The organism is Shewanella cyperi (genome assembly GCF_017354985.1).
Classification (GTDB): Bacteria; Pseudomonadota; Gammaproteobacteria; order Enterobacterales; family Shewanellaceae; genus Shewanella; species Shewanella cyperi.
The window spans coordinates 774452-794577 of record NZ_CP071501.1; the positions used below are offsets into that span (position 1 = coordinate 774452).

The following is a 20126-nucleotide window of genomic DNA, read 5'->3' on the forward strand; positions in this document are numbered from 1 at the left end:
AACTTTCATTGGCTTACAGGGCCTTCAGGATGGCCTCAACGCTGGCCTTGGCATCGCCAAACAGCATCTGGGTGTTGTCCTTGAAGAACAGCGGATTCTGCACCCCGGCGTAGCCGGTATTCATGGAGCGTTTGAAGCCGATAACTGTATGGGCCTTCCACACTTCCAGCACAGGCATACCGGCGATGGGGCTGCCCGGATCTTCCATCGCCGCCGGGTTGACCGTGTCATTGGCGCCAATCACCAGCACAGTGTCTGTCTCTTCGAAATCCTCGTTGATCTCGTCCATCTCCAACACTATGTCGTAGGGTACCTTGGCTTCCGCCAGCAACACGTTCATGTGCCCCGGCAGGCGACCGGCCACCGGGTGGATACCAAAGCGTACCTTGACCCCAAGATTGCGCAGCTTCTGGGTGATTTCCGCCACAGGATACTGGGCCTGGGCCACCGCCATGCCGTAGCCTGGGGTGATGATCACCGAGCTTGAGCCCTTGAGCAGCTCGGCCACTTCCTCGGCATTGGTCTCGCGGTATTCGCCCATTTCCTCACTGCTGGCGGAACTGCTGCTGTCGCTGCCAAAGCCACCGGCAATCACAGAAATGAAGGAGCGGTTCATGGCCTTACACATGATGTAAGACAGAATGGCACCCGAGCTGCCCACCAGAGCGCCTGTGACAATCAGCAGATCGTTGGACAGCATAAAGCCCGCCGCTGCGGCTGCCCAGCCAGAGTAGGAGTTGAGCATGGACACCACCACCGGCATGTCGGCGCCGCCTATGCTGGCAACCAGGTGCCAGCCGAAGGCAAAGGCGATAAGGGTCATGATCATCAGCGGCCAGAAGGCGCCACCCACATGGACAAACTGCAGCATCAGACCTATGGACACCAGGGCCGCCAGCAGGTTCAGCTTGTGGCGGTGTGGCAGCATCAAAGGTTTGGAGGAGATGATGCCGCGCAGCTTGCCAAAGGCCACCACTGAGCCGGTAAAGGTCACGGCGCCGATAAAGACCCCGAGGAAGACTTCCACCAGGTGGATATTGAGCATGGCGCCATCGAGGCTGTGCTTGCCGAGGTTGGCGAAGGCTTCAAGCTCATGTTTGCCGAAAAGTTCGTTCACCGCCTGGGGATGCAGGTCGATAAAGCTGCTCCAGCCCACCAACACGGCCGCCATACCCACAAAGCTGTGCAGTATGGCCACCAGTTCCGGCATCTCGGTCATTTCCACCTTGAGTGCCAGACGCACGCCGATGGCGCCGCCTATGACCATGGCGAGAATGATCCACTCGACCCCGGCGGTATTCGGGTTGAATATGGTGGCGGCCAGCGCCAGTCCCATACCTATGATGCCGAACAGGTTACCGTGTTTGGCGCTTTCTTGTTTGGACAAACCCGCCAGGCTCAAAATAAAGCACACGGCGGCAATAATATAGGCTGCTGTTACCAGTCCTTGAGACACGATAAACCCCCTTAATCCTTACGGAACATCTTCAGCATGCGCTGAGTGACGGTGAAACCGCCGAAGATGTTGATACTGGCAATGAGCACGGCAATAAAGGCCAGCGCGGTAATGAGCGTTGAGCCCTGACCTATCTGCAACAGGGCGCCGACCACGATAATGCCGGAGATGGCATTGGTGACCGACATCAGCGGTGTGTGCAGCGCATGGGTCACGTTCCACACCACGTAGTAGCCCACCACGCAGGCGAGTACGAATACGGTAAAGTGGGACAGAAACTCCGGCGGGGCCACGGAGGCCACGGCGCCGAAACCGGCGATGCCGAGGGCGGCGAGGACAAACTTGAGCTTGGACGGCTTGGCCTCGGCCTTCTTGTGGGGCACCTTGGCAGCAGGTTTCGCCGGTGCCGCGGACACAGAGATTGGCGGTGGCGGGAAGCTGATTTCACCGGCCTTGATCACCGACATGTTGCGCAGCACCACGTCGTCATAGTCGAGTACGGCATTGCCATCTTTTTCTTTGCACACCAGCTTCATCAGGTTCACCAGGTTGGTGCCGTAGAGCTGGGAAGACTGGGCCGGCAGGCGGCCGGGCAGGTCGGTATAACCTATGACCTTGACGCCGTTGTCGGTGACAAAGAGTTCACCGGGTTTGGTGTATTCGCAGTTACCGCCGGTGGCCGCCGCCATATCGACTATCACAGAGCCGCTCTTCATGCTGTCCACCATTTCCTTGGTGATGAGACGCGGCGCGGGTTTACCCGGGATCAGGGCGGTGGTGATTATGATGTCCACTTCCTTGGCCTGCTGGGCAAACAGCTCCATTTCGGCCTTGATAAATTCGTCCGACATCACCTTGGCATAGCCGTCGGCTGAGGAGCCGTCTTCGCCACCGAAATCCAGCTTGAGGAATTCGCCCCCCATGGATTCAATCTGCTCCGCCACTTCCAGGCGAGTATCGAAGGCGCGCACTATGGCACCAAGGGAACCGGCGGTGCCAATGGCGGCCAGACCGGCCACACCTGCGCCTATCACCAGCACCTTGGCCGGTGGCACCTTACCTGCGGCGGTGATCTGTCCGGTAAAGAAACGGCCGAATTCGTGGGCGGCTTCCACCACGGCGCGGTAACCACCTATGTTGGCCATGGAAGACAGGGCATCGAGGGCCTGGGCCCGGGAAATGCGCGGTACCATGTCCATGGCCAGCACATTGATGTTGCGGCTCGACAGCTGGCTCAGCAGTTCGGGATTTTGGGCCGGCCAAATAAAGCTGACCAGAGTAGCGCCATCTTTGACCTTGGCGATTTCCTGCTCCGTCGGCGCGTTGACCTTGAAAATCAGGTCGGCCTGCCAGACATCATCCAGCACCTTGGCGCCGGCGGCCTCAAAGGCGGCATCGCCGAAGCTGGCCAGCTTGCCGGCGCCTCGCTCTACCACCACTTCAAAGCCGAGTTTCCTCAGTTGCTCGACCGTTGCCGGGGTCGCAGCGACCCGGGTCTCGGCGGCGAGACTTTCTCTCGGTATTCCAATCTGCATGACAAATCCCTGATGAATTATTAGATGTTGGGCACAGTGTCCTGGGGCGGGCCGCTTGTTTCCGGGGAGCGGCGCCTGTTCTTCTTGGGGCGTCCAGGCTCTCCGGGCAAGCTTATTTGCGCCCCGACAGGCAAAAGCCATTGTGGCAAGTCTGTATTGTTACACAAGTGTATTTTGTTCATGTGACGAGCTAAGCCACTGGTCGGAGCAAATTTTTTGCGACAGGACACACTTTTGTAGCCTAAATTTTCCACTCTGCATATTCCTAAAACGAATTAAAAATTAATATTTATTCTTTTTTGCTTGAGCTAAAGGGCACTAAGCTAGCATGCAATAAAATGTCACTGGGTCGTCCTCATGCTGTTAAAAGAATTATCCTCTCTCGCGTCTCCGCTCAGTGCCGAGCAGGTCGACAAGCTCAAGAATCTGACCTTTGAGCTCAATGCCGTGCAATTGGCCTGGGTCAGTGGTTATCTGGCGGCAAGCGCGCAATCTGCCGCTGGGGGGGCTTTTGCTGCAGCACCAGCTGCCCAGGAAGCCGCGACTTTAACGGTGCTTTACGCATCGCAGACCGGCAATGCCAAAGGCGTGGCCAGTAAAATCAAAGCGGCGGCAGAAGGCCGTGGCTTAGCTGTGCAGTTACAAGATATTGCCTCGTATAAAACGAATGCGTTGGCAAAAGAAACATTCCTGATAATTGTTGCCTCGACCTATGGCGAGGGCGAGCCACCCGAGAGCGCTGTTAGTTTCTATAAGTTCCTGTTTGGTAAAAAAGCACCGAAGTTACCGCAGCTGCAATTTGCCGTGTTGGGCCTTGGCGATACCAGCTATGAGTTTTTCTGCAAAACCGCCACTGACTTTGACAGCCAACTGGCTGCATTAGGTGCAAAACGCTTGTATGAGCCAGCCCTGCTTGACGTCGATTATGCCGAGGGTGCGAAAAACTGGCAGGAAGCAGCCTTAGATGTGTTTACACCGCTGCTTAAAGCATCAGGCGCCGGTAGCGAGCGAGTGATTGCATGGCCAGGTGCGACTGGCACCGCGGCTAGCCACAGCCAGTATGATAAGGAAAACCCAGCGACAGCTGAGTTAAGTGTTAATCAAAAGATCACGGCGCGTAATTCCACCAAAGACGTGCGTCATATTGAGATCTCGCTGGAAGGCTCCGGCCTGACCTATCAGCCGGGTGATGCTTTAGGGGTATATTTCCGCAATGCACCGGAGCTTGTCGCCAGCGTGCTGGCCGCCACAGGTTTAACTGGCAGCGAGCAAGTTGAACTGTCTGGCCAGACATTAACCCTGCAAGCGGCGTTAACCGACGAGCTGGAGCTCACCCAGGCTTACCCGTCGCTGGTGACCAAGTACGCAGAGGCGAGCAACAATGCCGAATTGCAGGCGCTTGGCGCAGACAAGGACGCGCTGCGCGCTTATCTGGCCGATAAACAAAGTGCCGATGTGATTGTGCAAAACCCTGCCAACATCAGCGCACAGCAGCTGGTGGACAGCCTGCGCAAAGTGCAGCCACGCTTGTATTCCATCGCCTCAAGCCAAGCCGAAGTGGGCGAAGAAGTGCATTTAACCGTTGGTGTGGTGCGTTACGATGCTTTTGGCAGCACCCATTTAGGCGGTGCCTCTGGCTTCTTGGCTGAGCGCTTAGCCGAAGGTGAGCCGGTGAAAGTCTTTGTTGAACACAACGACAACTTCCGCCTGCCAAGCCCCGATACGCCAGTGTTGATGATTGGCCCCGGCACCGGTATTGCGCCGTTTCGGGCGTTCTTGCAAGAGCGTGATAACGCAGGTGCGACCGGCCAAAACTGGCTGTTCTTTGGCAACCCGCATTTCACCCGTGATTTCTTATATCAGGTGGAGCTTCAAGACTACTTGAAGCGTGGCGTGTTAACCCACCTGGATGTGGCATTTAGCCGCGACCAAGCACAAAAAGTGTATGTGCAGGATAAACTGGCAGCCAAAGGCGCCGAAGTGTGGTCTTGGCTGCAACAAGGTGCGCACTTATATATTTGTGGTGACGGCAACCGGATGGCGAAAGATGTACATCAGGCGTTATTACAAATTGCCCAAACCCACGGTGGCTTGTCTGACGAAGCAGCAGACGAGTATTTTGAAGAGTTACGCGCGAGCAAACGTTATCAGAAGGATGTTTATTAATGAGCCAATATCCAATTAAACCTGAGCTGCAGGTGCAGGGCCAGCTGTCTGATAACGAGCGTCTGAAGGCTGAAAGCAACCATTTGCGTGGCACTATCACCACAGATTTAAAAGACGAAATTACCGGTGGTTTTACCGGTGATAACTTCATGTTGGTGCGTTTTCACGGCATGTATCAGCAGGATGACCGCGATTTACGTGCTGAGCGCGCGGAGCAAAAGCTGGAGCCGCTGCATAATGTGATGCTGCGGGCGCGCATGCCCGGCGGGATTATCAAGCCTGAGCAATGGCTGGCGATTGATGAATTTGCCCGCGAGCACACCATGTATGGCTCAATTCGGTTAACCACCCGCCAGACCTTCCAGTTCCACGGCGTGTTTAAACCGGATATCAAGCCGATGCACCAGATGCTGAATAAAATTGGCATCGACTCGATTGCCACCGCCGGTGACGTAAACCGCAACGTGCTGTGTACCTCAAACCCTGTGGAATCGGTGTTGCACCAGCAAGCTTATGAGTGGGCTGCAAAAATCTCTGAACATTTGCTGCCAAAAACCCGCGCCTATGCCGAGATTTGGCTGGGCGAAGAAAAAGTAGAAACCACGGAAACTGAGCCGGTGCTGGGTGATACCTACCTGCCGCGTAAGTTTAAAACCACTGTGGTGATCCCACCGCATAACGATGTCGATGTCCACGCCAACGACTTGAACTTTGTCGCTATCGCTGAAAATGGCCAACTGGTTGGTTTTAACGTGTTGGTTGGTGGCGGCCTTGCGATGACCCATGGCGATAAAGCGACTTATCCGCGCCGGGCAGAAGATTTGGGCTTTATCGGTCTTGAGCATGTGCTGAAAGTCGCAGAGCACGTGGTCACAGTGCAGCGTGACTACGGCGATCGGGTTAACCGGAAAAATGCCAAAACCAAATACACCATAGATCGTATCGGCGTTGACGCTTTCAAAGCAGAAGTGGAACAACGGGTTGGCGTGGCCTTTGGCCCAAGCCGTCCTTATGAATTTACCCACCGTGGCGATCGCTTTGGTTGGGTGGAAGGCATTGATGGTAAGCACCATTTAACACTCTTTATCGAAAACGGCCGTCTGCTCGATTACCCGGGTAAGCCGCTGAAAACGGGCGTTGCTGAAATTGCCAAAGTGCATAAAGGCGATTTTCGCATGACGGCAAACCAGAACCTGATCATCGCAGGGGTTGCTGCCGAAGATAAAGCGCAGATTGAGCAGCTTGCGCGCAATCATGGTTTGTTGGATAACGTGACCACCCAGCGTAAAAACTCGATGGCTTGCGTGTCACTGCCAACTTGTCCGCTGGCGATGGCAGAAGCCGAACGTTACCTGCCAACGCTGGTCACCCACGTTGAAGGGATCTTGAGCAAGCACGGCATTGCGGACGACCATATCATCCTGCGCGTCGTGGGTTGCCCGAATGGCTGCGGCCGCGCCATGTTGGCAGAAGCCGGTTTAGTGGGCCGTGGTCCTGGCAAATACAACCTGTATCTGGGCGGTAACACTGCGGGTACCCGTATTCCGAAATTGTATTTGGATAACGTAGCCGAAGCGGAAATTCTGGCTGCACTGGATACCTTGATTGGCCGCTGGTCAGTTGAGCGTAACCCAGGTGAATGTTTTGGTGATTTTGTTATTCGGGTGGGTGTTGTTGCCGAAGTGAAAGTCAGTAAAACCGACTTCCACGCCTGAGACCAGTCAGGGGGAAGCAAAGCTTCCCCCGTTTGTTTTGGCGGCCCGATGGCCGGTGCCAAGACGTGTAGCGACGCCAGAACCCTTGGAGATAAGCATGAATTATCACGATTTACTTAGTCTGGACGCAGCCGAGCAAGCGGCCGCGCTTGCGGACATCAATCTACAGCTGGCCAAGGCCACGCCTGCCGAGCGGGTTGAATTTGCACTGCGTGAATTACCCGGCGAGCATATTGTAAGCTCCAGTTTTGGTATCCAGGCGGCGGTAATGCTGCATTTGGTGACGCAGGTAAAAAGCGATGTTCCTGTGGTGCTGACCGATACCGGGTATTTGTTCCCGGAAACCTACCGCTTTATCGATGAACTGACCGAGCGCCTTAAGCTTAACCTTAAGGTGTACCGCGCCCCGATGACGGCGGCCTGGCAGGAAGCGCGCTTCGGCAAGCTGTGGGAACAGGGACTCGACGGGCTTGAGCAATACAACAGGCTCAACAAGGTGGAACCCATGCAGCGGGCCCTCAATGAGCTTGAAGTGGGCACCTGGTTTGCCGGGCTGCGCCGCAGTCAGGCCTCCACCCGGGAAGCCCTGCCTGTGTTGGCCATCCACGGCAAGCGTTACAAGCTGTTGCCCATCATAGAGTGGAGCAACAAAGACGTGCATCAGTATCTGACCAGGTATGAACTGCCATATCATCCACTGTGGGAGCAGGGCTATGTATCTGTGGGCGATACCCATTCCACCAAGCCGCTGGAGCTTGGGATGACCGAAGAAGAAACCCGCTTCAACGGCCTCAAGCGCGAATGCGGTCTGCACTACGATATCTAGTTGCATATGAATCACTTAAAGTTAAAAAAACGCCGGCTATCGCCGGCGTTTTTATTGGCACTTACTCCATGTTTATCGCAACTCATTCCCTAAGGCTTTGGCACGGCTCCCCCGCCGTTCCGGCACTGCTCAATGGCTGAAAAAAACCGATGTCTGGCCGACCGTCTGGTGTGTATCAAGGCTGTCCGTCACCACAAAACGCAGCTGATAGCTTGGCTGCTGAATGGGCGGTTTCACCCTTACCGTCAGCGGCAATTCCAGTTGTTCCCCGGCGGCAATAAACACCTCTTGCTGTGACAGGGTCAGCGGCAGGTTGGCCTCAGCGGCGATGCTGTAGTGTCTGTCCTGCTGGGTCTTATTACGGATCTTCAGCACATAACTGTTCTCCACACTGTCATCGTCCATCACCCGGTACAGGCTCTGGCGATCGCGGATTACGTTGAGGTCGATCAGCTCGCGGGTCTGAAGATCCAGTACCAGCATGGCCAGCACGACCAATAGCGCCAGGCCGTAGCCCAGGAAACGTTTGCGTTGCCACAGAGGCTGACTCCGACCCTTAAGCGCGGTATCACTGGTATAGGAAATCAAATTGGGGCGATAGCCGAATTTGTCCATGGTCTGGTTGCAGGCATCGACACAGGCGCCGCAGTTGATGCACTCGTATTGCAGGCCGTTACGTATATCTATGCCGGTGGGGCAAACCTCTACGCAAAGGTTGCAGTCGACGCAGTCACCCAGTTCGGTCGCCTGTTTACGCTTGCGTGGGCCACGGGCTTCGCCGCGGGCGGCATCGTAGGTGACCGTCTGGGTAAAGTCATCAAACATGGCAGACTGAAACCGGGCGTAGGGGCAGCAGTGCAGGCACATCATTTCCCGCATCCAGCCGGCATTGAGGTAGGTACACAGGGCGAAAAACCACACCCAGGCCGTATCCCAAAAGGCAGCGCTGAAGCTGAATATGGCTGTGTACAGCTCCCTGGCCGGCACGAAATAGGCCACGAAGCCACAGCCCGTCAGCAGGGAGAGCAGCAACCAGACACTGTGTTTGCCGGCGCGTTTTCCGGCCTTGCCGAGGCTCATGGGCGCCTTGTCCAGCGCAATACGTTGGTTGCGGCTGCCTTCAAACTTTTCTTCCACCCAGACGAACATAAAGGTCCAGGCGGTTTGCGGACATAAAAAACCGCACCAGACCCTGCCCCAGAACAGGGTCACGAAGAAGAGGGCGAAGGCGGCGGCGATAAAAACCCAGGCCAGCAGGGTAAAGTCCTGGGGCCAGAGGCTGGCACCAAAGAGGTAAAATTGCTGATTGGCCAAATCAAACCAGATGGCCTGTCGACCCTGGTAGTTGATTAGGGGCAAAAGAAAAAACAGCCCAATCAACAGGGTATTGAGCCCCCATCGCCAGCGGTTGAAGCGCCCGCTCTGGCTGCGAAAGTGAAGTTTTGTATTGCGCTGGGCCGGGGCGGTTTGCGGTGCTGTGGGTATGTGAATGACCGGAATGGATTCCGTGATTGGACTGTACTGCTTGACCATGGGACTTCCTGATTAACTTTGGATGCCCCCTCATAAGGCAAGTGACGTGCCAGGAAATCTCGCTATTTAAGTTATTGTTTAATATTAAAAACTTGCTTGGTGATGGCTTGAGTTGTCACGACATATCGTGATTAAGGCGATATATCGTGACTTGGTGGCGGTTCAGGGGCGACGGATCTTGAGTTTTTGCATCCGCGATCTCAGAGTGCTTGGCGGCAATCCCAGCGCGGCCGCCGCTCCCATGGGGCCCGATATGCGCCACTGGCACGCTTGCAGTGTGGCCTGAATGTGCGCCGCTTCCACCTCGGCCAGGGTTTGCCCTGGTCGGGGGCCGGAGGAGGACTGGGTCAAGGGCGCCAGGCTGATAATGGGACTGTGGGTCAGAATGGCTTCCCGCTCCAGCAGATTTTGCAGCTCGCGCACATTGCCGGGCCAGGAATAATGCATCAGTTGCTGCAGGCTGTCGCCGTCGACTCCGGCCAAGGGTTTGCCGAGTTTTTGTGACAGGCTTTTGAGCATTTGCTGCACCAACTCGGGAATGTCTTCCCGCCGCTCCCTCAGTGCCGGCACTCTGAGGGGGAAGACATTGAGGCGATAATACAGATCCATGCGGAACAGCCCCTGTTCCACCCGTTTTTGCAGATCGTGATGGGTGGCGGCAATCAGCCGTATGTCCACCTTGATGCTGTCACTGCCGCCGACCCGCTCAAATTCCTGCTCCTGAATGACCCTGAGTAGTTTTGACTGGGCTTCGAGACTCAGCTCCGCCACCTCATCGAGAAACAGGGTGCCTTTGTGGGCCAGCTCAAAGCGGCCCTTGCGTCTTTGGCTGGCTCCTGTGAAGGCACCTTTTTCGTGACCGAACAGCTCACTTTCGAGCAGGGACGCCGAAAAGGCGGCGCAGTTGACACTGATCATGGGTTTATCCCGGCGGGCGCTGAGACGGTGCAGCTGACGGGCAACCAGTTCTTTACCAGTACCATTCTCACCCTGGATCAGTACTGTACTGTCGGTATTGGCCACCAGGCGCAGCTGTTTCAGCAGCTGCTGGATTGCGCTGCTGTTGCCACTGATCTGCTGATGACCGGTTTTGTCCTCAAGCTCGGCCTGTAACCAGGAATTTTCCGAGGCCAGCTGCTCCGACAGCGCCTGCACCTGTTCCAAGGCCTGCCGCAGCGACAGTTCGGTTTGTTTTTGCAGACTGATGTCACGAAATATCGCGACTACGCCCTTAAGCTTGCCATCCTGCCACACTGGGGTGGAGTTGTAGTGCACGGGAAAGCAGCTGCCATCCTTACGCCAGAACACTTCGGAGCTGATTTCCCTGGGTTTGCCATCCTTCAGGGTTTGATAGATGGGGCACTCCTCGTGGGGGTAGGGGTTGCCATCGGCGTGGCTGTGATGGTGAAAGTCGTGAATTTTGCGCCCCAAGAGTTCGTCGGCGCTCCAGCCGGTCATGCGCTCGGCGGCCGGGTTTATAAACACGGCGTTGCCTTTAAGATCAAAGCCATAGATACCTTCGCTGACGGCGTTGAGCAGCAGGCGGTTTTCTGGCAGGAAACTGTCGGTTTGGGACATAAGCAAAGGGCAGGCATTCAGGCGTAATAATAGGCCGAGTATAGGCAGCAGGACCGTGGCTGTCACCCTTGGCGGCTTCATGGTCGCGAAATATCGTGATTCGATATCCGGAGCAAACAAGCGCTTCATTGCCGCCGAGGCTCTGGGGTATAGTGGCCGCTCTCTAGGTGCGGATTAAGACACCGACAGCAGCAAGTTTACAGGGGCGTGTATGAGTTTCAGTATTTGGTTGGGGTTATTGGCCATTTGTTGTCTGGGGGCCATGTCACCCGGCCCCAGTCTGGCCATGGTGGTGCGTCATACCCTGGGGGGCGGCAGGTTGCACGGCATAGTCTGTGCCTGGGCCCATTCCATCGGCATTGGAGTTTACGCCCTGGTGACCCTGTTGGGCCTGGCCGTCGCCCTCAAGGAAGCGCCGCTGCTGTTTAATGGCATAGCCTTGCTCGGTGCCATGTACCTTATCTGGATGGGAATTGGTGCACTGCGCTCCAAGGGCGGTATGGCCGATAAGTTGGCTGCGGGCAAGTCGAGCTCCCTGTTGCAGGCGGCCCGTGACGGCTTGGCCATTTCCCTGTTTAATCCCAAGATCCTGCTGTTTTTCCTGGCCCTGTTCAGCCAGTTCGTATTGGCCTCCGCCGGAGGCAGTGGCAAGGCTGTGATAGTCTTGACGCCACTGCTGGTGGATGGGCTTTGGTATACCCTGGTGGCGCTGATGCTGTCCCATCCGCAATTGCTGCCGAAATTGAGGGCAAGGGCGGCTCTGATTGACCGCCTGTCGGGCGTGGTACTGATTCTGTTGGGGCTGAGGGTGATTTGGACCCAACTGCTCGGGTAACTCGGGTTACTCGGGTAAGTGGACACGTGAATTCTTGAACAAAAGGCCGCCCCGGGGCGGCTTTTTATTGCGTCAGCCAAGGGCAGTCCGTAAGCTGTGGCCGTCTTAAAGAGAGTGAATTGTGCAGCAGGAAATTCAAATGGCCCTTATTCAGGATTGGGATGCCTTGTTGGCGGAAGAAACCTCCAAGCCCTATTTTCAGCAGCTGAGCGCATTCGTTGATGCCGAGCGCGCCAGTGGCAAGCAAATTTATCCGCCCCACGATGAAGTGTTCAGTGCTTTCAGGCATACGCCCCTGGATAAGGTGCGGGTGGTGCTCCTGGGGCAGGACCCCTATCACGGCGAAGGGCAGGCCCATGGGCTGTGTTTCTCGGTTAAGCCGGGTATCAAGCCTCCGCCGTCACTGGTCAATATGTACAAGGAGTTGGCCAGCGATATTCCGGGCTTTGAGATCCCGAGTCACGGCTTTCTGCAATCCTGGGCCGAGCAGGGGATATTGATGCTCAATACAGTGCTGACGGTGGAGCAGGGTAAGGCCCATTCCCATGCCAAGGCGGGTTGGGAAACCTTCACCACAAATGTGCTCAAGGCCCTTAATGCCAGGAAAGAGCCTATTATTTTCGTGCTTTGGGGCAGCCATGCCATCAAGAAGGGTAAGGTGATAGATGCACCCTGGCACAGGATCATTTCCGGCCCCCATCCCTCGCCGCTGTCCGCTTATCGGGGCTTTTTCGGCTGTCGCCACTTCTCATTGATCAACAGTATGTTGCAGGAACAGGGGCACAGTCCCATCCACTGGCAACCCCGAGCACAAAAATAAGTGCAAAATTAAGTCTCACAAATAAAAAAACCTCGCAGTGCGAGGTTTTTTATGGGGCAAGCGGATATTAATTGCTGCGGGAAACCGCAATCCGTGCCAGGGATTCCAGGGCTGTCTTGAAATCACTCTGTGGCAGCAGTGCCAGTGAGGCAATGGCTTTATCCGCCTCAGCCTCGGCCATTGCCCTGGTGTACTCCAGGGAGCCGCAGCGCTTGAGGGCGCTCAGAATTTCTTCGATGGCATCTGTGCCATCGGCCTTTTCGATGGCGCCACGGATCAGTGCCTTTTCGGTGTCATTGCCATTATGTATGGCATGGATCAGTGGCAGCGTGGGTTTACCCTCGGCGAGATCGTCACCTATGTTTTTACCCAGCTCCTCGGCGTCGCTGGTGTAATCCAGCACATCGTCGATAAGCTGGAATGCTGTGCCCAGGTATTTACCATATTCGCCGAGCGCCAGCTCAATGGTCTCATCACAACCTGCCAGGACAGCGCCAAGGCGGGTGGCGGCCTCAAACAGCTTGGCCGTCTTGCAATAGATCACCCGCATATAACTCTCTTCCGAGGTGTCGGGGTCATTGCAGTTCATCAGTTGCAGCACTTCGCCTTCTGCCAGGACATTGGTGGTATCGGCCAATACCCTGAGCACCTTCATGCTGTCCAGTTCGGTCATCATCTGGAAGGAACGGGTATAAAGGAAGTCACCCACCAGGACGCTGGCGCTGTTACCAAACAGGGCATTGGCGGTTTCCCGACCACGGCGCAGGGTGGACTCGTCCACCACATCATCGTGCAACAGTGAGGCGGTGTGAATGAACTCGATAATGGCGGCCAGTTTGGTGTGCTTGTCACCTTCATACCCCACGGCGCGGGCTGCCAGCACCGACAGCAAGGGCCGCAGACGCTTGCCACCACCATTTATAATGTAGAAGCCAAGTTGGTTGATCAGGGCAACGTCTGACTCGAGCTGCGTATAGATCAATTGGTTGACTGCCTGCATGTCAGCATCAGCCAGCTGACGAATGGCATTTAAATCCATATATAGACTCTGGTTACAGGACAGAGGGTCTGCTGCCCCGAGTTAGGCTTAAGTGTTATAATAGATGCGATTTTACCGGAAAATATCACACATGACAGCCATTGCGGGTCGGATGTGCGAAGGATAGGGATCTTTTTTTGATCTTTGCCAATTAGGGCTTGCCAGTACTGGATTCTTCGCGTAAAATCCGCGCCCATTGTCAATAAAGTTTTTATAGCACCCCAGCTCTACCTGTGAGTCGGCGTGTTAGGAATTTCGGAGTAAAATAGCTATGTACGCTGTTTTTCAAAGTGGTGGTAAGCAACACCGTGTTGCTGAAGGCCATACAGTTCGTTTGGAAAAAATTGAAGTTGCTACCGGTGAAACCATCGAGTTCGATCAAGTTCTGCTGGTTGCTGATGGCGAAAACGTGAAAGTGGGTGCTCCACTGGTTGAAGGCGGCAAAGTAGTTGCTACTGTTGTCAGCCATGGCCGCGGCGAAAAGGTAACTATCCAAAAGTTCCGTCGTCGTAAGCACCACGAAAAGAAGATGGGCCACCGTCAGTGGTTCACTGAAGTTAAAATCACTGCTATCAACGCTTAATTAGGAGTCTGACTCATGGCACATAAAAAAGCTGGCGGTTCTACTCGTAACGGCCGCGATTCAGAAAGCAAACGTCTTGGTGTAAAGCGCTTCGGCGGTGAATCAGTTCTGGCTGGTAACATCATTGTTCGTCAACGTGGTACCAAGTTCCACGCTGGTGTGAACGTAGGTGTTGGTCGTGACCACACTCTGTTCGCCCTGACTGACGGCAAGGTTAAGTTTGAAGTTAAAGGTCCTAACAACCGTAAGTTTGTTAGCATCGAAGACTAATCTTCAAACAGCCTAAGCTGACTAAGCCCCGCCATTGGTGGGGCTTTTGTTTTGTGGTTTCCGCCACAGCTTGTGGTCGGAAAGCTGGGATAAAATGAGTTTTTTGGCGACCCCTGGGGTTAAAAGGTATAATTCCTCCATTCTGGGGTGTCGGGAGTATGTATGAAGTTTGTCGATGAGGCAGTGATCCGGGTTGAAGCGGGTGACGGTGGCAGCGGTTGCGTGAGTTTCCGTCGCGAGAAGTATATCCCCGACGGCGGTCCGGACGGTGGTGATGGCGGTGATGGCGGCAGCGTATTCCTGCAGGCCGATGAAAACCTCAACACCCTGATCGAGTATCGCTTTGAGCGTTTCCACATGGCCGAGCGCGGTGAAAACGGCCGTGGCCGTGACTGCACCGGTCACAGCGGCAAGGACCTGATCCTCAAGGTGCCCGTGGGTACCCGTGCGGTGGATGAAGAGACCGAGGAAGTGCTCGGCGACCTGACCACCCACGGTCAAAAACTGCTGGTGGCGCAGGGTGGTTTCCATGGCCTGGGCAATACCCGTTTCAAGAGCAGCACCAACAGGGCGCCGAGGCAGAAGACCCTTGGTACCCCGGGTGAAGTGCGTAGCCTGAAGCTGGAACTGCTGTTGCTGGCCGACGTGGGCCTGCTGGGGATGCCGAACGCCGGTAAGTCGACCTTTATTCGCTCGGTTTCCCGTGCGACTCCCAAGGTTGCCGATTATCCCTTTACCACCCTGGTGCCAAACCTCGGGGTTGTGAATCCAAGACCCGGACAGAGCTTTGTGATTGCCGATATTCCCGGCCTGATTGAAGGGGCTGCCGATGGTGCCGGTTTGGGGATCCGCTTCCTCAAACACCTGGAACGTTGCCGTGTCCTGCTGCACATACTGGATATCGAGCCCGTTGACGGTTCCAATCCTGCCGATGCCGCCCGTGCCATTGTGGCTGAGCTGGAGAAGTATTCTCCCAAGCTGGCTGCCAAGCCCCGTTGGTTGGTATTCAACAAGACGGATCTCTTGCTGGAAGAAGAGCTGCAGGAAAGGGTGGATGCCATAGTGGCGGATTTGGGATGGGAAGGGGATGTTTATACCATCTCTGCCTACACCCGTTCAGGCACCAAGGAACTGGCCGAAAAGCTGTATGACTTTATCAGCAGTCTGCCTGCCGATGAGGAAGATAAAGATCCCGATGCTGACGTTGAGTTCAAATGGGATAACTATCACCAGGCCAGCCTGGAAGACGCCAACGAAGATTATGACGATGACTTCGATGACGACTTCGACGACGATGATTACGATGTAGAGATCATCTATCAAAGGTAAGCTTTTACCCCTGAAGTTGAGCGTGACGTGTACGCAGAAACGCAAAATGACATCACCCGCCAGGTAGTGCGCGTGGCGCAATTACTTTTGGCCTATGGCGCTGAGTCTGATCTGGTTGAAGAGATCAGCCAGCGCCTTGGCAAGGCGCTGGGCTTGGCCAGCGTCGAGCTTTCCATCTCTTCCAATGCCCTGGTGCTGACCAGTTTGGTCCATGGCAGGTGCATCACTACCACTCGCCGTATTCGTGAACATGGCATCAATATGGCCCTTATCTGCGAATTACAGCGCTTGTGCCTGTTGGCGGAAAAGGGGCTTTACGGGCCCAATGAGGTTCGTCGGCGTCTGGCCAAAATCTCGCCCAAATCTTATCCTGCGCACTTGGTGATCCCCATGATAGGCCTGTCCTGTGGCAGTTTTTGCCATCTGTTTGGTGGCGATCTGGCGGCCTGTTTTATCACGGCCTTTGCCTCTTCCATCGGCATGATAGTGCGTTTGCTGTTGACCCGACGTCATTTCAATCTGTTGGTCACCTTTGCCGCGACCGCCTTTGTTACCAATATCCTGTCCCAGATAGGTTATCGCTGGCCTTTGACCCAAACGCCGGAATTGGCCATGGCAGCCAGCGTGTTGATGTTGGTGCCGGGTTTTCCGATGATTAATGCCATTTCGGACATGGTGAAAGGACACATGAACGTGGGGATCTCCCGTTGGGGGCAGGCGAGCTTGCTGACTCTGGCCTCGGTGATTGGCATTACCTGTGCCATGCAATTGGGAGGCATTTTCCTGTGACCTCAAGCCCAATGGACATGCTGTGGCTGTTGCTTAACGATGCCCTGTTTTCGGCGATTCCGGCACTGGGCTTTGCCATGTTGTTTAATGTCCCCAAGCGTTTTCTGCCTTACTGCGCCATTGCCGCAGCCCTTGGGCACAGTTTCCGCACCGCCCTGTTGCAGCTGGAGTTGCCCATTGAGTGGGCCACCTTTGCTGCTGCGGCTTTGGTGGGCACAGTCACCATAGCCTTTGCCAGGCGGCATTTGGCGCCGCCGCTTTTGTATGCGGTGGCGGCCATTATCCCCATGATCCCGGGGACCTATGCCTTTAATACCGTGATTGCCCTGGTTCAGTTGACGGCACAGAGTCAGGTCAGTCCGGCACTCACAGGAGCCGTTATCAGCAATGGCCTGAAGACGGTATTTATTCTTGGGGCCCTGTCGGTGGGTCTGGCTTTGCCGGGACTCTTGTATTTCAGAACCCGTCCCGTAATATAAAAATTCAATCAAATTAGGGAATAAGCATGCGTATCGCCATGATAGCCGCGATGGCCAACAATCGCGTCATAGGAAAAGACAACCAAATGCCCTGGCACTTGCCTGAGGATCTCAAACACTTCAAGGCCATGACCCTGGGAAAGCCCGTGGTCATGGGGCGCAAAACCTTTGAGTCCATAGGTCGACCATTGCCCGGCAGGCACAATATCGTCATCAGTCGCAATACAGACTATCGCCCAGAAGGGGTGAGCGTTGTCACTTCTTTTGAGGCTGCAAAACACTTGGTGGCTGATTGTGAGGAACTGGTGGTCATAGGCGGAGGGCAACTGTATCAGAGTCTTCTTAGCCAAGCCGATAGGCTATATTTAACAGAGATTGCCTTGGACGTGGCTGGTGACACCCATTTCCCTGCCTGGGATGACGGTTCCTGGGAGCTGTTGGAAAAGAGTGAGCACATTGCCGCATCGGGTATTGAATATCGCTTTATCACATTGGCAAAAAAGTGTTAAATTAGCCGGTGTTGTGTACCCTGATGTGGATTTTTGACGAGTCCACTGAATAATGAAAAATACAAAGGAGTATCGGATGCGTGTATTGCCCGTGGCTATTGCAGCGCTGATTGCAGCTTCCTCTGTTTCTGTGTCCACTCCGGCCATGGCCGACACCGATCAGTTGGTTGCTAGTATTTGTGACTACGTGAAATCCAATGATAAAAACCGTCTGCGTAAAAAGCTCAAAGAAAGCCGGGTGAAATTGCGCAATGTGTACTCAGGCATCAGCTGTGATGGTATCAGTCTGTTGCGCACCGCCTATGTGGCCAATGCCGCGGATGTGGGCGAGTTTATTGCCAAGCGTTTGACAGCTGCTGAGCTCGGTGCTGCCGAAGCCGATGGCAAAACCATCGAAGCCTGGGCCGAGGCCAATGGCCATGGTGGCAGCCCAATCACGGCTGCGATTAAAGAGCGCCTCAGCGGTGGCGGTGGCGAAAGCGAAGATTAACAGTTTCATCAATAGAAAACCGGGCCTCAGCCCGGTTTTTTATTATCCTGATCAACTGCAGCGACAGTCCAGGCACAAAAAAGCCGCCTTATGGCGGCTTTTTTTATGGAACTTAAGCTTAGACCTTGAACTCACCTACCGAGGCTTGCAGTTCCTCCGCCAGACGCGCTACCTGATGGCTTGATTGTGCCGTTTGATCGGCACCTATGGCCGTTTCTTCGGAAATGGCGGCAATGTGTTCCAATTTTTCCGAGACCTGCTGACTCACCAGATTCTGCTCCTGAGCGGCATGGGCAATGTGAGTGCCGGCATCGAAGGCCTGGTGCACCGATTTGCTGATGGTTTCCAGTGCCACGTTGGCTTGCTCTGTCTTGTCGACGCAGGCTTTTGCCTGGGTCTGACCCAGTTCCATGACTGCCACCGCCTGCTGAGTACCCTGTTGCAGTACTTCGATCATTTGCTGGATCTCGCGGGTTGATTCCTGGGTCCGTGAGGCCAGGCTGCGAACCTCGTCGGCCACCACGGCAAAGCCGCGACCCTGTTCACCGGCACGGGCGGCCTCAATGGCGGCGTTCAGTGCCAGCAGGTTGGTTTGCTCGGCAATGCCGCGGATCACGTCGAGGATCGAGCCTATGGAGGCGCTGTCGGCATGCACCTTGTTGATCACCTTGCTGGCCTTGGCCACTTCTTCCGCCAGCGCCTGTATGGTGCGTTTGTTTTCATCGGCTATGGTGCGCATGTGGTGCGCTTCATCATCGGCCTGCTTGATTTGCTTCAGGGCATCATCCGCACTCAGGGTCACCTGATGGGCGCTTGAACTCAGTTCTGTGGTTGCCGTTGCCACCTGATCCACCTGGCTCTTTTGTTCCTGAATACCGGTAGTGGTCTGGGAGGTAATGGCCGAGGTTTGTTCAGCGGCCGCCGCCAGCTGGGTAGAACGATCGAGAATGCCCACGATCAGTGCCCGCAGGCTGTCCACCAAGCGGTTACAGTTGCGCGACAATTCGGCAAATTCATCGTGGCCGGAATCATCCAGCTTATGGGTCAAATCGCCCGATGCCAGCACATTCAGGGCATCATTGACCTCGTCCAGGGAGCGTTTGAGCGGCCTGACCACCCACAAGCTGACACCAATGGCGACAATAATGGCAATGATCACCAGCAACGTGGTTTGCATGGAGGCACTGTCGACATCGCTGATGGCTTTATTGCTGATTTCCTTGGTCACGCCGTCAATGCTCTTGCTCAGCTCACGCATTTTTGCCGAGACTTCCTTGGCATCTTTTTCAACGGCATTGAGTTTGGTCAGCGCGGCTTCTGCATTGTTGAGCTGACTGGCTTTCAGTGACAGCATGGTATTTTGTTTGCCATCGAGCATGCTGAACACCTTGCTGGTATCTTTATTGATGCCCTGCATCAGCTCCTGGTCAAGCAGTCCTTCGCCATGACGATTAACATATTCAATCTTGGTTTTGGCCTCACCGACTATGTAGTCCAGTTCCTTGACTATGATGTCGTACTTACTTTTCTCTTCGGTAGAAACCAGGTCATAGACAGTGGTGATAATGTTGCTCATGCTGGTGTCGATGGCGCTGGCGGCTGCGGCAATTTCCTTTTCCGTTTGGTTGGAGCTGCTTTCGAGATCGATAAGATCCAGCAGGCCAGAAGAGGCATCATCGGCGCTGTTTTCCAGGGTACTGCGCTGTTTAATCAGCTCTTCCTGCTGGGTCAGTGCCTGTTCCCGGGCATCGATCATCGCCTTGCTGTCGTTGGCAAACTTGAGATAGCTGCTGTTAAGCAGGTTTAGCTGGCTGAGATAGTTTTGATTGTTTTCCAGCAATCCACTGAGGGTGGTAAAACCTTCCTTGAAGTTTTTGCTGTGGGTGTTGAATTGCTTTTCCTGCTCGGGAATGGCGCTGGAATGGGCGCTGTGGTAAGCGATAAGGATAAGGCGCTGCTGCTCACTCAGAGTTTCGGACAGGTTACCCGTGGCCTCCAGGGCAGGCATGCTCAATTCCTGCACCAGCACGGTACTGTCCTTGAGACTGCTGTTGGTCACCAGAGAGGCGATACCCAGAATCACCAAGAGAAGGGTTACTACGCTGAAACCGCCAATGACTCGGGTGGCTACATTTATCTTCATATGATACTCCGGTGATTTTTATAGTTTTTCC

The 20126-nt window shown here is 54.9% G+C and carries 18 protein-coding genes; 12 read left to right on the plus strand and 6 right to left on the minus strand.

Annotation, left to right across the window (positions count from 1 at the left end):
- Positions 1–13: 13 nt before the first annotated feature.
- Positions 14–1456 carry a Re/Si-specific NAD(P)(+) transhydrogenase subunit beta gene (pntB, locus tag JYB84_RS03160; RefSeq protein WP_207322008.1) on the minus strand — a complete coding sequence of 481 codons (1443 nt, stop codon included), beginning with the start codon at positions 1454–1456 and terminating at the stop codon, positions 14–16.
- Between the two features lie 11 nt (positions 1457–1467).
- A complete protein-coding gene (locus tag JYB84_RS03165; protein WP_207322009.1) occupies positions 1468–2991 on the minus strand; it encodes a Re/Si-specific NAD(P)(+) transhydrogenase subunit alpha in 1524 nt (507 codons plus the stop codon).
- A gap of 357 nt (positions 2992–3348) precedes the next feature.
- Here JYB84_RS03165 and JYB84_RS03170 point away from each other — a divergent pair, with 357 nt between their 5' ends.
- The 3 genes from JYB84_RS03170 to JYB84_RS03180 all read left to right on the plus strand — a co-directional run bounded on the left by JYB84_RS03170 (position 3349) and on the right by JYB84_RS03180 (position 7698).
- Positions 3349–5157, plus strand: coding sequence for an assimilatory sulfite reductase (NADPH) flavoprotein subunit (locus tag JYB84_RS03170; RefSeq protein ID WP_207322010.1), 1809 nt, complete (start codon positions 3349–3351; stop codon positions 5155–5157).
- Positions 5157–6872, plus strand: a complete 1716-nt coding sequence (cysI, locus tag JYB84_RS03175) for an assimilatory sulfite reductase (NADPH) hemoprotein subunit (protein WP_207322011.1) — start codon at positions 5157–5159, stop codon at positions 6870–6872. The genes JYB84_RS03170 and cysI overlap by 1 nt, the downstream gene beginning before the upstream one ends.
- Positions 6873–6969: 97 nt before the next feature.
- Positions 6970–7698 (plus strand): phosphoadenylyl-sulfate reductase, encoded by a 729-nt coding sequence (locus tag JYB84_RS03180; protein WP_207322012.1) that lies wholly within the window; start codon positions 6970–6972, stop codon positions 7696–7698.
- Positions 7699–7827: 129 nt separating this feature from the next.
- On the opposite strand, the gene ccoG is transcribed toward JYB84_RS03180, so the two are convergent.
- Both ccoG and JYB84_RS03190 read right to left on the minus strand, forming a co-directional pair.
- Positions 7828–9231, minus strand: coding sequence for a cytochrome c oxidase accessory protein CcoG (ccoG, locus tag JYB84_RS03185; protein WP_207322013.1), 1404 nt, complete (start codon positions 9229–9231; stop codon positions 7828–7830).
- 162 nt (positions 9232–9393) lie between these two features.
- Positions 9394–10809, minus strand: coding sequence for a sigma-54 interaction domain-containing protein (locus tag JYB84_RS03190; protein WP_207323076.1), 1416 nt, complete (start codon positions 10807–10809; stop codon positions 9394–9396).
- A 211-nt stretch (positions 10810–11020) separates the two neighbouring features.
- Here JYB84_RS03190 and JYB84_RS03195 point away from each other — a divergent pair, with 211 nt between their 5' ends.
- Both JYB84_RS03195 and ung read left to right on the plus strand, forming a co-directional pair.
- Positions 11021–11644: a LysE family translocator gene (locus tag JYB84_RS03195; RefSeq protein ID WP_207322014.1), complete on the plus strand. Its 624-nt coding sequence runs from the start codon at positions 11021–11023 to the stop codon at positions 11642–11644.
- 139 nt (positions 11645–11783) lie between these two features.
- A complete protein-coding gene (ung, locus tag JYB84_RS03200) occupies positions 11784–12464 on the plus strand; it encodes a uracil-DNA glycosylase (protein ID WP_207322015.1) in 681 nt (226 codons plus the stop codon).
- A 67-nt stretch (positions 12465–12531) separates the two neighbouring features.
- Here ung and ispB read toward each other — a convergent pair whose 3' ends face one another.
- Positions 12532–13503, minus strand: coding sequence for an octaprenyl diphosphate synthase (gene ispB / locus JYB84_RS03205; RefSeq protein ID WP_207322016.1), 972 nt, complete (start codon positions 13501–13503; stop codon positions 12532–12534).
- Positions 13504–13774: 271 nt separating this feature from the next.
- Between ispB and rplU the strand changes: the two genes are divergently transcribed.
- From rplU to JYB84_RS03240, 7 genes are all read left to right on the plus strand, one after another.
- Complete coding sequence (rplU, locus tag JYB84_RS03210) at positions 13775–14086, plus strand: 50S ribosomal protein L21 (protein WP_207322017.1); 312 nt, start codon at positions 13775–13777, stop codon at positions 14084–14086.
- A 15-nt stretch (positions 14087–14101) separates the two neighbouring features.
- Positions 14102–14356 (plus strand): 50S ribosomal protein L27, encoded by a 255-nt coding sequence (rpmA, locus tag JYB84_RS03215; RefSeq protein WP_115136184.1) that lies wholly within the window; start codon positions 14102–14104, stop codon positions 14354–14356.
- A 162-nt stretch (positions 14357–14518) separates the two neighbouring features.
- Complete coding sequence (cgtA, locus tag JYB84_RS03220; RefSeq protein ID WP_207322018.1) at positions 14519–15685, plus strand: Obg family GTPase CgtA; 1167 nt, start codon at positions 14519–14521, stop codon at positions 15683–15685.
- A gap of 27 nt (positions 15686–15712) precedes the next feature.
- Entirely contained in the window at positions 15713–16474 is a 762-nt protein-coding gene (locus JYB84_RS03225; RefSeq protein ID WP_207322019.1) for a threonine/serine exporter family protein, read from the plus strand.
- A gap of 11 nt (positions 16475–16485) precedes the next feature.
- Positions 16486–16953 carry a threonine/serine exporter family protein gene (locus tag JYB84_RS03230; protein ID WP_207323077.1) on the plus strand — a complete coding sequence of 156 codons (468 nt, stop codon included), beginning with the start codon at positions 16486–16488 and terminating at the stop codon, positions 16951–16953.
- A 26-nt stretch (positions 16954–16979) separates the two neighbouring features.
- Entirely contained in the window at positions 16980–17462 is a 483-nt protein-coding gene (gene folA / locus JYB84_RS03235; protein WP_207322020.1) for a type 3 dihydrofolate reductase, read from the plus strand.
- A 76-nt stretch (positions 17463–17538) separates the two neighbouring features.
- Positions 17539–17952, plus strand: coding sequence for a DUF3718 domain-containing protein (locus JYB84_RS03240; protein WP_207322021.1), 414 nt, complete (start codon positions 17539–17541; stop codon positions 17950–17952).
- A gap of 118 nt (positions 17953–18070) precedes the next feature.
- Here the strand turns inward: JYB84_RS03240 and JYB84_RS03245 are convergent, their stop codons facing one another.
- A complete protein-coding gene (locus JYB84_RS03245) occupies positions 18071–20095 on the minus strand; it encodes a methyl-accepting chemotaxis protein (protein WP_207322022.1) in 2025 nt (674 codons plus the stop codon).
- Between the last annotated feature and the right edge of the window lie 31 nt (positions 20096–20126).

Bases quoted from the DNA above. Each gene is read 5' to 3' on its own strand.
- JYB84_RS03165 (WP_207322009.1), bottom strand. From the start codon at position 2,991: ATGCAGATTGGAATACCGAGAGAAAGTCTCGCCGCCGAGACCCGGGTC.
- JYB84_RS03170 (WP_207322010.1), top strand. From the start codon at position 3,349: ATGCTGTTAAAAGAATTATCCTCTCTCGCGTCTCCGCTCAGTGCCGAG.
- cysI (WP_207322011.1), top strand. From the start codon at position 5,157: ATGAGCCAATATCCAATTAAACCTGAGCTGCAGGTGCAGGGCCAGCTG.
- JYB84_RS03180 (WP_207322012.1), top strand. From the start codon at position 6,970: ATGAATTATCACGATTTACTTAGTCTGGACGCAGCCGAGCAAGCGGCC.
- ccoG (WP_207322013.1), bottom strand. From the start codon at position 9,231: ATGGTCAAGCAGTACAGTCCAATCACGGAATCCATTCCGGTCATTCAC.
- JYB84_RS03190 (WP_207323076.1), bottom strand. From the start codon at position 10,809: ATGTCCCAAACCGACAGTTTCCTGCCAGAAAACCGCCTGCTGCTCAAC.
- JYB84_RS03195 (WP_207322014.1), top strand. From the start codon at position 11,021: ATGAGTTTCAGTATTTGGTTGGGGTTATTGGCCATTTGTTGTCTGGGG.
- ung (WP_207322015.1), top strand. From the start codon at position 11,784: ATGGCCCTTATTCAGGATTGGGATGCCTTGTTGGCGGAAGAAACCTCC.
- ispB (WP_207322016.1), bottom strand. From the start codon at position 13,503: ATGGATTTAAATGCCATTCGTCAGCTGGCTGATGCTGACATGCAGGCA.
- rplU (WP_207322017.1), top strand. From the start codon at position 13,775: ATGTACGCTGTTTTTCAAAGTGGTGGTAAGCAACACCGTGTTGCTGAA.
- rpmA (WP_115136184.1), top strand. From the start codon at position 14,102: ATGGCACATAAAAAAGCTGGCGGTTCTACTCGTAACGGCCGCGATTCA.
- cgtA (WP_207322018.1), top strand. From the start codon at position 14,519: ATGAAGTTTGTCGATGAGGCAGTGATCCGGGTTGAAGCGGGTGACGGT.
- JYB84_RS03230 (WP_207323077.1), top strand. From the start codon at position 16,486: ATGGACATGCTGTGGCTGTTGCTTAACGATGCCCTGTTTTCGGCGATT.
- folA (WP_207322020.1), top strand. From the start codon at position 16,980: ATGCGTATCGCCATGATAGCCGCGATGGCCAACAATCGCGTCATAGGA.
- JYB84_RS03240 (WP_207322021.1), top strand. From the start codon at position 17,539: ATGCGTGTATTGCCCGTGGCTATTGCAGCGCTGATTGCAGCTTCCTCT.
- JYB84_RS03245 (WP_207322022.1), bottom strand. From the start codon at position 20,095: ATGAAGATAAATGTAGCCACCCGAGTCATTGGCGGTTTCAGCGTAGTA.